Origin of the sequence: Blautia coccoides (assembly GCF_034355335.1) — a bacterium.
GTDB lineage: Bacteria > Bacillota > Clostridia > Lachnospirales > Lachnospiraceae > Blautia > Blautia producta.
Map to the genome: position 1 here is coordinate 3,605,300 of NZ_CP136422.1, position 13,913 is coordinate 3,619,212.

Consider the following 13,913-nt stretch of genomic DNA (forward strand, 5'->3'; position numbering starts at 1 on the left):
TACCCTATAAAGCCGAAAAAGAAAAGATGGGACTCTCTTTTTTCCTAAACATTACTGTTCACAAAAATTTTTTCCTGCTGCTTCATAACAATGCGATACATAAAAAACAGCAACACGCCGGCAAACACCCAGGCCACAGGGCTGGCCAAACATGCCAGAAGGTAGCTTTTGTTCATCCCCGCAGCCAGAGCCACAATACCCCGGCCTAAAAGCTCTGCCACGCCTGCCATCATAGGAAGAACACCATATCCCATACCCTGAATGCCGTTTCGGTATACGTTCACAATGGTCAGGGCAATAAAGAACAGGGATGCGCACTTCAGGTAAATATCCACCTGGCCCATCAGTGTCTGCACATCGCTTGACACAAAGAGATATGTCAGATACTTTCCGAAGAAAGCTGTCAAAAGGCCGAATATCAAAGAATAGACCACACCGATCCAGGTGGACGTCCTGAATCCCTTTCGTATCCGGTCTATCTTTCCCGCTCCCATATTCTGGGCACAGTAAGTTGCCATGGTGGTTCCCAGCGCCACATACGCCTGTGTGGCGATCTGCTCCACCTTGCTGGCTGCCGTAAATGCCGCTACTGCCATGGACCCCAGCATATTCAGCGCGGACTGTACCATCATGGTGCCGATCGCCGTGATAGAGTATTGGAGCGCCATAGGAATGCCGATCCCTACCTGCATCTTCACAATATGGGCAGACAGGCGGAAATCATCCTTCTGAAGGCGCAGTTCCGGCATTTTTTTTGCAATATACACCAGACAGAGAACGCCCGAAACACCCTGGGAGATCACAGTGGCATAAGCCGCGCCTGCTGCTCCCCATTGAAACACAATGATAAATAACAGATCCAGCAGTACATTCAAAAGCGCTGACAGGATCAGAAAATAAAGCGGCACCTGGCTGTTCCCCAGTGCTCTCAGAACGCTGGCAAGCAGATTGTACAGCACTGTGGCAAAAATACCTCCGCAGATGATCATAATATACTGATACGCGTCAGCAAAGATATCCTCCGGGGTGTGCATGAATTTTAACAGCCCGTGCATGCCCAGCATACTGATCATGGTCATGACAACGGTGACCATCAGGGACAGCACTGCCGCGGACCCCACGGTCCGCCTCATATTCTTCATATCTCCCGCGCCGTATCTCTGGGCAGTCAGCACAGTAAAGCCTGCCGTCAGTCCCAGCATAAATCCTATGATCAAAAAGTTAATAGTACCCACACTTCCCACCGCTGCCAGTGCTTTGGTACCAACGAATTTTCCTACGATGATAGTGTCCACCATGCTGTAAAACTGCTGAAAAATATTTCCGATGAGTACCGGAATTGTAAAACCTACGATCGCTTTTGCCGGGCTGCCGGCTGTCATATCTTTCTGCATGTCTCTCCTCATTCTCCCTGTAAACAATGTGTCCGCCGGCAGACAGAAAAGCGCCGCACCGTCTCTTCTCCGCCATCAAGTCATTTTCACGAAAAAGGAAGGTGCCAGCGGGCACCCTCCGTCTTTTTGTTACCGGGCTATTATAATGCAAACAATTCTATCCTGCAATACCCTAATTCTATTTTTTAGAAAAAAGTTTTGAATACCTTTTTTACATAATCCATATAGACGGCCTTCTCAACTTTTTCGTCAAATAAAAGGTTCACGCTGCCTATCTTTTTCCCGTTGAGATAATAGTCTGCCGTCCCCGCTTTTCCCCCTTTCTTTACAGGGGCCTGTGCGCTTTTCTTCAGATTGATCTTCTTCTGTACCTTGTCAAGAGCCTCTCCTTTTGTATCCAGATAGCGAAAATCTCCCTCATAGGACACTGAGGTATCTTCCTGAACAGCCCCCTTCACAGGAACCTTTGGCAGGCTGTCTTTGTTTTCATCCACATAAAGATTACAGGCCCCAAAGCCCAGATTCAGCATAGCTGCCGCATCCTTGAACCGTACCTTATAGTCAGGCGCTGTCATGACCACGCTGATCAGTGTGATCCCATTTCTCTTTGCCACTTCAGAGACACAGTATTTTGCCAGGCTGGTGCTCCCGGTTTTTAATCCCACACAGCCGTCATAGCTGCGGAGAAGCTTGTTTGTGTTGGTTAGGCCAAATTCACTGCTTCCCTTTGCTGTGTTGTGGGTAATATTCTCCATCCAGATAGAGGAGAAATCCAGAACCTTGGGGTATTTTGTAACCAGCTCCCTGGACATGAGTGCCACATCATATGCCGTTGTGTAGTGGTTGGTGGACTCTGTCAGCCCGCAGCAATCCTCAAAGTGGGTGCCGGTCATGTTAAGCCCTGCTGCCCTCTCGTTCATGCGTTTGACAAACTCCGCCTCACTTCCGGCTATGTGTTCCGCCATGGCCACACTGGCATCATTTCCGGAGGCAATGACAATACATTTAATCATGGTCTCCACTGTCTGCTTCTCGCCTTCCTCCAGATAGACCTGGGAACCGCCCATGGACTTAGCGTAGGCACTTGTGGTCACTTCATCCTCCATATGTAGGGTGCCCTTTGCGATCTCATCAAAGATCAGCACCAGTGTCATGATTTTCGTAATACTGGCCGGATAGACCTTGGTATCTTTGTCCTTCTCGTAGATTATGGTTCCTGTGGATGCCTCCATGAGAACCCCATGAGGTGCTGTAATCAAATCCTCCCCTTCCGCATGCACGGTAACCGGCAGGGCTATATTGATGATAAGGGAAAATAAGACCAGAAAAACAGATGCTTTCCGAAACATACCGCTCTCCCGTAGTAATACTCTTATAGAATTGTATTACACCAATGTTAAAAATAGAATACAGTCATGAAATCCAGGTGAAATTCAACTCGTATGTTCCCACTCCATCCTTAAAGGAGGCTTTGCAGTTATCATATCCGTTGGCTCCAAGGCCGGAACGCCATTTTTTGGCCGAAAAAGTAAAGCTGTTTTTCCGCTCTTTTACGGTTCTTATTTTGATCAGTATCCCCTCCGTAAAATAGGAACCGTCTTCACTCAACAGCCCTTGTTCCTTCAAGTCTTCCTGTGTGGCAAGGATCACCTCCGGGTTTGGATACTTTACGGAACCCGGACTGCCGATACTGTCTTTCTGCCAGTTTTCCAGAAGCGGCCCCAGCAGATATCTGACTGCCTCTTTTTCACTGTCGGAAAGATTTTTAACCTGCGTCAGATCCAGGGCCATAATACGCATATTGTCGTTTAGTCCGGTGTCATTTCCGTAAATTCCCTTTATGATATCCAGGTACAAACCGACATAATCATTCTCCTGTCCCAGAATGTGGATTTCCTGCACACCGGTGATTCCCAGGGGATAACGCTCCATGATCGTACTGTCTTCCTGAAGCAATAATCGAATGCGCATTCCGGGTTTCAACGCGTCCCCTTTTACCTCCTGTCTATCCTGATCATATATTTTGACACCATCCATCCCTGTATCCATAAGTCCTTCATTGGCATCTTCTTCACGCAGCATAAGAAGTGACGGATCATGGACTTCTATGATCTTTCCGGTAATAGTATTCTCTTCCCCTTCCTTCTCTTCTCCTGCCGGCACATACCCGTTCTGGTTTTGACCGCAGGCAGATAAGATCAAGGTACATAAGAATACCAGGATTCCTAATACAGCAGCTCTTTTTCCTGTTTGACTAATTCTCATTTTACGATTCCCCTTTCCTTAACAGCAAAATATTATTTTTTATATAGAGCTGTGTCAAAAAAAGCCCCTTTTGTTGCACAATATCCTGTTTCTGCTGCATTTAATTTCTTGTCTTATGATAACATATGAGCCTTACCACGCTGGCTGATTGGGAGTATGCTCCGCAAAATCTAAAAAGGAACGCCCTCCAGGCGTCCCTCATCATTAAGATCTGCCATAGATCAGGGCGCGTATCCCCTCTCTCACCTCTCCCAAAGAGGCAGGCAGACTGTCTTTTTTCTTTTCGTATAAGGTATGTAAAAAATCTGCTGTAAACAGCGCGATCATCAGTGATCCAGCCCGGTATCCCACGCTGAACGGGTAACTGTCCACAAAGCGCTCCACACCTTCGTGCAGAAACAGAAACAAGCCCAATGTGTAGAATCCCCAGGCAATAGTGCTCTCCAGGCAGAGAATTCCTTTGTAATTAAAAGGCTTCTCCGAATAATCCCACCACACTTCACCGAACAATGCCTGCATGATCCTGGCTGTCACATACTCCAGCAGTGTGGGAAACACACAGCCCAGCACATATAACAGCAGAAGGTTATGGCAAAACGGCCTCAGCAGAAAAAACACAGACAAGGCTCCCACTCCGTAAATAGGGCAGAAAGGCCCTCTCACAAAACCCCTGTTGGTAAGCCGCCTGTTACAGATTGACATGTAGATAGATTCCACCACCCATCCCAAAATACTGTAGGCTAAAAACCACTGGGTGATATGGTAGAGATCTATTCCCAACATACTCTTTGTCCAAATCATACTTCATCTCCCCTTATATCATTGGCGCATCTCGTAACATGTGTCTACATTACTAAAGTGGAGCTGAAAATTCATTGTGATGCACAGCTTACTGATATCAATTTTCAGACCCACTCCGGTTTTATGTGCCCATTCTATCATGGGAGCCCCCAGCTTGTAAAGAAAAAATACTTTCCTTCCTAAAGCATGGGGGCAAAGAGTCTCAGGATACTCTGTGCCATGCGCACAAAAATATTCCGGCTGCGGCAGAATTTCATAGAGATTTCCCTGCATTTCGGGAAAGTGTCCTCCATATCATCCTTCACCTGCATAACAGCTCTGCTCCGGTACATCCAAACTGCACACTCAAAATGCAAATACAGACTCCTGTAGTCCAGATTAATAGTCCCCACAGAAGCGATCTCGTCATCACAGACAAAAGATTTGGAATGAATAAATCCCGGCGTATACTGAAAGATCCTGACTCCTGCCTCCAGAAGCTGTTCATAGTAAGACTGTGTGAGAAGAAACACCATCTTCTTGTCCGGTATTCCCGGCGTCACAATGCGCACATCCACGCCCTTTTTAGACGCAAGGCACAGGGCTGTCATCATCTCATTGTCAATGATCAGATACGGTGTGCAGATATATACATATCGTTTCGCCTGGTTGATGATATTCAGGTAAACATTCTCACCTACGATCTCATTGTCCAGAGGGCTGTCCCCGTAGGGCTGTACAAATCCGTCATTCTCAAATTCCTCCGGATGATAGATATAGGGTCCGTACGCCGGCAAGTGGCTTCTTGTGCGTGTGATAACTGCCCACATCTGCAGAAACATCACAGTGAGATTCCACACGCCCTCACCGTGCAGCATAACCCCGGTATCCTTCCAGTGTCCAAACCGTACATCCTCATTGATGTATTCGTCTGCCAGATTAATGCCCCCTGTGAACCCTGTATGCCCGTCGATCACCAGAATCTTTCTGTGGTCCCGGTTATTGAGTATGATGTTCAGCACAGGCCGCACCGGATTAAAAGCCGCGCACTTGATGCCCTTTTTCTGCAGTTCTTTATAATATCTGTGCGGCAGGGTGGTCACACACCCCATATCATCATAGATCAGGCGCACATCCACGCCTTCCTTTACCTTTTCCTCCAACACCTGAAGGATTTCCCGCCACATTCTTCCGTCGTGTATAATAAAATATTCCAGGAAAATAAAATGCTCCGCTTTCTTGATCTCCTCCAGCATATCCACAAACATGGTATCCCCCACCGGGTAATACTTGGTGGTCGTATTCTTATGAAGAGGAAAACCTGCATAATCCCTGATATAGGCTGACTGGATAGAAACTCCCAGGTCCATATCCTGAAGCTCTGCCCTTGTTCCGGGATCTTCCTTGAAATAATTGCCGATCTCATTGAGTACAGCCTCAGATTCCCTTGTCATTTTCTTAGCAACGCGGGATTCACCAAACAGCAGGTACACAATAGCGCCAAAGACGGGAATGACAAGGATCAGAATGGTCCAGGCAAGCTTGTAAGAAGGGTTGATCTTCTTATTGACCAGCCACAGCACCAGGAACAGACTCAGGATATTCATGATCCATCCCACAGTAGCGGAGATATTCCTCATTCCCCACGCCAATGCCACCAGCCATACAAGCTGCAGCAGCACAGCCAGGGCAAATACAAAGATCCGGCTGGACACCAGGTCAATGATCTTTTTCATCTTCTCACCATCCTCTCTTTGCGTTTCATTTTCTGCAGAGTCGTAAAAAAGCCCCTGGCATTGTCCAGAGGCTTTTACTGCACATTAATTATATTTACGTTTTCTAGCTGCTTCAGATTTTTTCTTACGACGAACGCTTGGTTTCTCGTAATGCTCTCTTTTACGGATTTCCTGCTGAATGCCTGCTTTTGCACAGCTACGCTTGAAACGACGTAAAGCGCTATCCAAAGTTTCGTTTTCTTTTACGATTACATTTGACATAGTCTCACACCTAACCTCCCTCCAGTTGTAGATTGTGCATAATACAACTGTCTGGGTATTTTTACTGCACATCAAATATTATAGCAGATTTTTGCCGTACGTCAACTATTTTGGCTTATTTTCTTTAAAATATTTTATTTAAATTTTATTTTAACTGGCTAGCAGAAGTTTAGCTGCTCTTATTTTTTTCTTTACCATCTATGGCACGCCTCTACAACGCTTTCTATCTGTACTCTACCTCCAGCACATACTGGTCACTGCGGTAGACGCTGAAAGATAGTTCAACTGGCATATCTCCTGCCGCATAGGCAATTCTTCTGGTACAAAGAACAGGATAATTCTCCTCTACCTCCAAAAGTTCACAGATTTCCTTCCCCGCTCCCTTTGCCTCTACCATATCCTTTGCACGCACGATATCCGTATCACAGTATTTTTTCAAGCTGGCATAGAGAGACTGTGTGGTAAAATCTATATCCATCAGTATCCCGCTCACAGAACTGGTCAGATATGCCTCTTGAAGCACAATTGGTTCATTATGTACTTTGCGCAGTCTTTTTAAATACATGATGCTGGAAGTGAGAGGAATATTGAGTGACTCGGCTGCCTCCCGGCCCGCGGGAATCATTTTTTTCTCCAAAACTATAGTCTCCACCTGGAAGCCTTTCTGGGTCAGCGAATCATTAAAACTCATTTTTGCTGACTTACTGCCCTCCTTGCGCATCTTGCTGACAAATGTGCCACTTCCCTGTATCCTGGTGAGATATTCCCGGTTTACCAGTTCCATAAGAGCTTTATTTACAGTCATACGGCTGACCCCAAACTGCTCTGCCATTTTATCCTCCGCCGGAAGCTTCTGCCCTGCCTTATACTCTCCGCTTATTATTTTATTATAAATGGACTCCCTGATCTGAAGATATGCCGGTGCCCTCTTAAATTCATCTTGATTCATCATTCCTACCTCCGCTAAAAAACAATCCCTGTTAAATTAATTCTACTGTGTTTTATAAGTAGTATAACATAAAATTTCTAAATATGTATAGACAATCATATGTATTATTTTATAAAGCACCTCTCAAAAAGCTGTCATTCACCGACTATTACCTCACGTTAACCGGCATTAATATGCAATTCATTGGATTTTGTGCTCATCCCAAAGTGTATTTTTGCACAAATATAACAAGGCCCATAATGGGCCTCGTTTTTTTGAGTTACTATTACCTACAGAGTTCATTTAATCGTCTTGCCAGATAACGTGCCTTCTCTTTTGCCTTCTCGTTTTCACGGACTGGATACTGGTCTGTCTGTTTCGCATAAACAGTACCGATACACTCTGCCTCCATATGGTCAAAAGCAAAGTCCACGACACCGTCCATCAACAGTTCCATGTTGACCCATTTTCCGCCTGTGGTCACCAAAAGGGCACCATACTTATCTTTTGGTTTATCGCCGTCATTCTTTCTAATATGGCGATTTGACCAGTAGGACTGCAGTCTTGTAAATAGAGTATACATAGGCGCTGAAATGATTCCAAAGTGCATAGGCGTAGCGATGACCACGGCATCACAGATGTCAATATAGTCATACAGTTTTGTCATATCATCCTTGATAGAACATCCCTTTTTCTTAAAACAATATTTACAATCCCTGCAGGGTGAAATATTGGCGTGATAGCAGTCTACCACCTTCACTTCCCCTTCCAGTTCCATAAGCATCACATCCAGAAGATGTTTTGTGTGGCTGTCACTCTTTGGTGAGCCGTACAGTACCAATGTCTTCATCACGATTCCTCCTTTTCTTCTGCACAGGGCTGAAGGCTTTCCTTATTCCTTCCAGCCATTGCAATAACTGCAAATATCACTGCAAATAAGAGATATGTTCCAGCATACACCGGTGAAGCGGCAAATTCAACACTTGGCGCATGAATCAATCCGATAAATGCGCATGCTGCCGCTATCACAAAGGCCACCGCTGCATTTTTCCACTTATGGTCTATGATAAAGATCAGGATACTGGAAAAAATGATAGCAATGAGCATGGAACCTTTTGACAGATCATAGAATCCGCCGGCCACCCCGGCACCTGCAAGATGCCCTGCGTCCACTGTCACTGTACTGACATCAAAGCCGATCCCCCCCGCGCTCAGCGCCTCGCCGATGGCATTCGTCGCCGCGGAGACTCCATTCTCAATCTTGCCGTACAAAAGCTCGAAGATAGGAATGGCTGTTGCCAATATCATAGCAGGATAATATTTCTTATCCACCACCTCAAAGGCCTGCGCACCTGTGGTCATAGCCACAAAGATCAGCAATACCAGCGTTGCACTGGCAGGTATGACAGATGTGGCGATGGCTACCAGCCCTGTCAGGCAAAGGATCAGATAAATGCCTCCTGTGAAAATTGCAAAGGAAGTTCCCGCTTTTGCCTTTTTCCAGGCCGGATGTCCCCAGTAACAGTTCATAGGAAATGGATTTCCAAAAAGGGAGCCGATCAGGTTGCTGCACCCTGTTCCCAGCAGACAGATTTTTTTGTCATAATGCTCATCGCTCTGCTCCGCCTGTTCAATGGCCTGAAGCAGTGCCGTCACATCGGAAAATGCAAATGCCAGTACCAGCGGAAGAAATCCCAATGCCCCCTGGAAAGCTTCCCCGCCCAAAAGACCGATCTGCGGCAACGGCACATAGAATCCCACTGTCTTAAATGCCCCCGTGAATTCAGCTGGGTTCATGACACCTGTCGCCCAGGCGATAAGGGTTCCGATCCCCACCGCAATGAATGCCGGTGAGAACATTTTAGGTTTGATCTTTCCAAAGTTAAAAAACAGAAGAATAAATAAGGTTGGAATAATGACTATCGGATGGGCAAATCCGTCGCCCATGGATGCCATCAGCAGGAAGGCCATAGACCCTCCCACCAGGCCGCCCAGCATGGCCTGGCTTGGTACATGTTTCATAACAAACTTGATAATAAAAGCAAATGCCAGAATGACCAGCGAGTAAATCACATTGACATTGACCGCCACCTTCCAGGCATAGATCGCATCCCCGGTGGCAAAATAAGTGGGCATGATGATCGCATACAGCCACACAAAAAATGTTCCTGCACTGATTCCTCCCGGAAGTGCGGTAATGTTCTGATTTCCCGTCTTTTTCCCCAGGTATCTGGCGTAAAATGTGTTAAAAGCCAGAAGCAAAAATGCGGTAAATCCAATAGAAGATACAATTTTCCCAAAAATAATATCGTTCGGCATTGCCATAACACCGCTCAGGATACTGACACCCACCAGTATTTTTGTAAATCCGTCAAAGAAAACTCCGATGGTGGCATCAATATCACCGCTCTTAAACCATGGAATCTTCACTCCTTTGTTTTCCCCAGACATCTTGTTCTCCTTCTCCTATTCTACTACAATATGTTTATGGTTAATATCCCTTACAGCCAGTAAGGAATTATCCATCTTGTTGCTTAAGCTGTATAATGATGGAGCAATCGGTATATCGTCTTCCAATCTTGGACTTCGCGTCCGTAAATTAGACTGATAACCAGCTCCTCATTCGCAGCGTTCGTTTTATGCAGGTTGAATCGCCATAGGTGCATTCGCGTCACACCACAGTAGATTGAATAGGCAATGAGTAAAACTGGTATTTATCCATTGCAATAATCTTAAGGAGTGACAATTTATGAACGCAGTAGGTATCGATGTTTCAAAAGGTAAGAGTATGGTTGCTATCATGCGACCTTTCGGTGAAATTGTTTCCGCACCTTTCGAAATCAAACACACAGCCAGTGATATCCATTCACTTGTAGAACTCATCAACTCTGTTGAAGGGGAGTCCCGAATCGTGATGGAGCACACAGGACGTTATTATGAAGTCCTCGCCCATCAGCTTTCAAAGGCAAATCTTTTCGTCAGTGCCATTAACCCAAAACTTATCAAAGACTTTGATAATGATTCTCTTCGTAAAGTGAAATCTGATAAAGCGGATGCTGTTAAGATTGCCCGATATGCTCTTGACAAATGGCAAAATCTTAAACAGTATAATGTTATGGATGAATTACGCAATCAGCTCAAAACCATGAACCGTCAGTTCGGCTTTTACATGAAGCACAAGACGGCTATGAAAAATAATCTTATCGGCATCCTTGACCAAACCTATCCTGGTGTTAATACTTACTTTGACAGTCCTGCACGCAGTGACGGCAGCCAGAAATGGGTTGATTTTGCATCTACATACTGGCATGTGGACTGTGTCCGTAAAATGTCTCTGAATGCCTTTATCGACCATTATCAAAACTGGTGCAAACGTAAGAAGTACAACTTCAGCCAATCCAAAGCTGAGGAAATCTATGGAAAAGCAAAGGAACTTGTTCCTGTACTTCCTAAGGATGACATTACAAAGCTTATTATCAAGCAGGCTGTAAACCAGCTTAACAGTGCTTCTACAACCGTTGAATCACTACGCACACTTATGAATGAAACTGCATCCAAACTCCCAGAGTATCCTATTGTTATGGCGATGAAAGGGGTTGGTGCTTCGCTTGGTCCTCAATTGATGGCTGAGATTGGTGATGTTTCCCGTTTTACCCATAAAGGTGCTATTACTGCTTTTGCCGGTGTAGATCCCGGTGTTAATGAATCGGGAAGTTATGAACAAAAAAGTGTTCCAACTTCAAAACGAGGCTCATCTGATCTTAGAAAGACTTTATTTCAGGTAATGGATGTCTTAATAAAAACACACCCACAGGATGATCCTGTGTATCAGTTCATAGATAAGAAACGGGCACAAGGCAAGCCTTATTATGTCTATATGACTGCAGGTGCCAACAAGTTTCTAAGAATCTATTACGGACGAGTGAAAGAATATCTTTCATCTCTTCCAGAATCCTAATCATCATTATAATTCTCAGACCAGCACTGGTGTGGTGGTCTTATTTTGATACCTAATTTTCAACCTGTATAAAATTTTCAATGTTCTTCAATTTAGCCTTGACTTTTTATTTGCAGGCTAATTTAGCTGTCCCACTGTTCTCAATCCATAAAATCATAATGGAAGCGGTAACGGAAGTACGCAAAATATTCATTATACATATGGATGGACAGTATCTTTGCATGCGGATGTGATTCCGCTGAAAATCCTTTATCTGCCTTTCCCAGAGTCATAGTATCCCCGCCGCCGATATAGACCGCGGAAAGATTCAGGAAAAATTCGTCCATCAGCCTCTTTTTCACAAGAAAATGGCCGTACCCCGGGGATTCAATCAGCAGCCTGTCGATCCCGATTCTCTTTAATATCTGCATCGTTACCGGAGAATCCGGAAAACTGCCTTCCCCTGTCACAAGGATGGGAAGCACTCCGCTGCCCGCTTTTGACATTTTTTCCTTCAGAACTTTCTCTCCGTCTTCCTGTACTGCCACCAGATATTCTCCCTTAAAATTCTCTTTTATATAGGCCAGCCCGTTTGGTGAGGTCACCATCATACAAGGAATCTCTCTGCTTTTTAGCAGGGCATGGTCCAGGGGCACATCACGCGCATCCAAAGTCATGACAATATTCAGAGGTATCTTTGGCAGCCCTGCCGCACTCCTGGCACTCTCAATCTCATCATCCATGCAGTACATGGCATAATCCGCGTCCGTCTTCATAGAATTGCCCCCGATAATGGCTGCATCGCAGGTGCCTCTCAGGGCATTCAATATCCAGAAATCCGTATCCTTTCCGCCCCCGGCCATCATATTTTTTCCCGCAACATAGAATGCACTGGGCTTATCCGCATATGCCAGTTTCCCGTCAATGGATGTGACGAATGAAGAAAAAATATACGGTCTGTCCTCAAGCGGTTCCGGGAATGTCAGTTCACTGCCATACACAGTTCTAATCTTCTCTGAAGGCACTGGGGTATGCGAATAGCTGTCCAGTTCCCCGCTCCTGAAAATCTGTCTGATCTGAATCTCTTCCGCCTGAAACGGAATCTTATCCAAACTCATTCTCTTACTCCTCCTGTCTGTGGTTTTAAAGTGCCTCTGTTTCGGCATCCAGCTTCACCAGGGTTTCCCGAAGCTCCTGATATTTTTCATATAATTTCCGGTATCTTCTGGTTCTCTCCTCATCTGGTTTTATCACCTGGCTGTCGCCGAACCATGTCTCTGTCAGTTCGCTGTAACTCTTCACTGCCCCGCTTCCGTATCCTGCCAAAAATGCGGCGCCTAAAGCGGTGGAACTCTTTGGATTATAGTGCAGTTCTCTTCCGATGACATCTGCAAACATCTGACAGATTTCTCTGGAATTTGCCCCGCCTCCGAAAATATTGATCTGTTTTACGGGCAGGTTAAAATTCCTGATATTGGAACAGGCATTATAGGCGATTCCCTCCAGCATGGCGTGATACAGATGATACTGTGTATGGCATCCCCGGTATCCCAGCATGAACTCTGCATCCGGTCCGAAAAAGGATGCCTCTGTCTGCAGTTTGTAATGTGGGAAATACCAAAGCCCGTCCGTTCCCGGCTCAATCTCATCCAAATGGGAATTCAGTTCCTCCCAGTCCTCATATCTCAGATTCTTTCTCAGATGCAGGATACTCTCCCCAAAGGAAAAAATCCGTCCTGCAAAATGCCCTTTCTTCTCTCCATAATGAGGAACATCTACATATTCTTCCGGAGAGTTCTCTGCATACATGGAAGTCCCTGAGGTTCCCAGATATATCATAAAATGTCCCGCATTGTAGGCTCCGCCCCCCAGCATAGAGGCAAAGGTATCCCCTACTCCGGCAATGACCTGTGTATTGACGGAAAGTCCTGTCTCCTCTGCCGCAGACTGGGACACACAGCCGATCACAGCGTTTGCCGGCTTTAACTGCGGAAAGATATCTGCCGGAAGACCGAATACCCGGGCCGCCTCCTCATTCCACGCCAGCTTCTCCTCATCGAACATTCCCCCCACCATGGAAGCTGCATCATAATCCATGGTACTGTCTCCGGTGAGTCTGTATCCGATATATCCATGGGGCACAAATACTTTGCTGATCTTTTTGAAATTCTCCGGCTCATGTGCTTTTACCCAAAGGATCTTGGGCAGCATGTGCCCGTGTGTGACTGCAGGGCTCAGCTTCTCCTGTATCTCCTGGAGCTCATGCTCTGCCCTGACATCTGTGTGCAGCATGGCACTGCGGACAGCATTCCCCTCCCTGTCCACAGCACACAATGCAGGGATCAGTCCGGTGACTCCCACAGCCCGGATCTGCTCTGCGGACACATTCTCTTTTTCAAGAAAACAGGATACCGCCTGGCAGAATTCCTCCCACCACATTTCCATGCTCTCTTCCTGCCAGCCGGGATATTTCACCTGGATATCATGTTCTCTCTGAAATTTCTCTACTACATTTCCCTGAAGGTCTGTGAGCACTGCCTTGGAGCTCAGTGTCCCGATATCAAACCCTATTAAATACCCTTCCATACTACATTTTCCTTTCCTGAAACATT

Annotated in this window: 12 protein-coding genes; 1 reads left to right on the top strand and 11 read right to left on the bottom strand. The window is 45.8% G+C overall.

All coding sequences use genetic code 11. The annotated features are described in order from the left end of the window. Nucleotides 1-44: 44 nt before the first annotated feature. From BLCOC_RS16200 to BLCOC_RS16240, 9 genes are all read right to left on the bottom strand, one after another. Entirely contained in the window at nucleotides 45-1,394 is a 1,350-nt protein-coding gene (locus BLCOC_RS16200; RefSeq protein WP_115622774.1) for an MATE family efflux transporter, read from the bottom strand. Between the two features lie 185 nt (nucleotides 1,395-1,579). Next, complete coding sequence (locus BLCOC_RS16205) at nucleotides 1,580-2,743, bottom strand: D-alanyl-D-alanine carboxypeptidase family protein (protein ID WP_018597606.1); 1,164 nt, start codon at nucleotides 2,741-2,743, stop codon at nucleotides 1,580-1,582. A 64-nt stretch (nucleotides 2,744-2,807) separates the two neighbouring features. After that, nucleotides 2,808-3,659, bottom strand: a complete 852-nt coding sequence (locus BLCOC_RS16210; protein WP_115622775.1) for a hypothetical protein — start codon at nucleotides 3,657-3,659, stop codon at nucleotides 2,808-2,810. Between the two features lie 204 nt (nucleotides 3,660-3,863). Then, the gene (locus tag BLCOC_RS16215) at nucleotides 3,864-4,460 is read right to left on the bottom strand and encodes a putative ABC transporter permease (RefSeq protein ID WP_018597603.1); all 597 of its coding nucleotides are present in this window, start codon (nucleotides 4,458-4,460) and stop codon (nucleotides 3,864-3,866) included. A 179-nt stretch (nucleotides 4,461-4,639) separates the two neighbouring features. Then, on the bottom strand, nucleotides 4,640-6,175 hold the full coding sequence (gene cls, locus BLCOC_RS16220; protein ID WP_018597602.1) for a cardiolipin synthase: 1,536 nt from the start codon (nucleotides 6,173-6,175) through the stop codon (nucleotides 4,640-4,642). A gap of 84 nt (nucleotides 6,176-6,259) precedes the next feature. Continuing rightward, complete coding sequence (gene rpsU / locus BLCOC_RS16225) at nucleotides 6,260-6,436, bottom strand: 30S ribosomal protein S21 (RefSeq protein ID WP_004222305.1); 177 nt, start codon at nucleotides 6,434-6,436, stop codon at nucleotides 6,260-6,262. Nucleotides 6,437-6,659: 223 nt separating this feature from the next. Next, nucleotides 6,660-7,388: a GntR family transcriptional regulator gene (locus tag BLCOC_RS16230; RefSeq protein WP_115622776.1), complete on the bottom strand. Its 729-nt coding sequence runs from the start codon at nucleotides 7,386-7,388 to the stop codon at nucleotides 6,660-6,662. 262 nt (nucleotides 7,389-7,650) lie between these two features. Next, a complete protein-coding gene (locus tag BLCOC_RS16235) occupies nucleotides 7,651-8,214 on the bottom strand; it encodes a flavodoxin family protein (RefSeq protein WP_115622777.1) in 564 nt (187 codons plus the stop codon). After that, nucleotides 8,214-9,815 carry a hypothetical protein gene (locus tag BLCOC_RS16240; protein WP_115622778.1) on the bottom strand — a complete coding sequence of 534 codons (1,602 nt, stop codon included), beginning with the start codon at nucleotides 9,813-9,815 and terminating at the stop codon, nucleotides 8,214-8,216. Before BLCOC_RS16240 ends, BLCOC_RS16235 begins: the two co-directional genes overlap by 1 nt. A 298-nt stretch (nucleotides 9,816-10,113) precedes the next feature. Between BLCOC_RS16240 and BLCOC_RS16245 the strand changes: the two genes are divergently transcribed. After that, on the top strand, nucleotides 10,114-11,322 hold the full coding sequence (locus BLCOC_RS16245) for an IS110 family RNA-guided transposase (RefSeq protein WP_115622407.1): 1,209 nt from the start codon (nucleotides 10,114-10,116) through the stop codon (nucleotides 11,320-11,322). A gap of 140 nt (nucleotides 11,323-11,462) precedes the next feature. On the opposite strand, the gene BLCOC_RS16250 is transcribed toward BLCOC_RS16245, so the two are convergent. Beyond that, nucleotides 11,463-12,419: a dihydrofolate reductase family protein gene (locus BLCOC_RS16250; protein ID WP_165907330.1), complete on the bottom strand. Its 957-nt coding sequence runs from the start codon at nucleotides 12,417-12,419 to the stop codon at nucleotides 11,463-11,465. Between the two features lie 25 nt (nucleotides 12,420-12,444). Further along, nucleotides 12,445-13,887, bottom strand: coding sequence for a xylulokinase (locus BLCOC_RS16255; RefSeq protein ID WP_115622780.1), 1,443 nt, complete (start codon nucleotides 13,885-13,887; stop codon nucleotides 12,445-12,447). Nucleotides 13,888-13,913 lie beyond the last annotated feature (26 nt).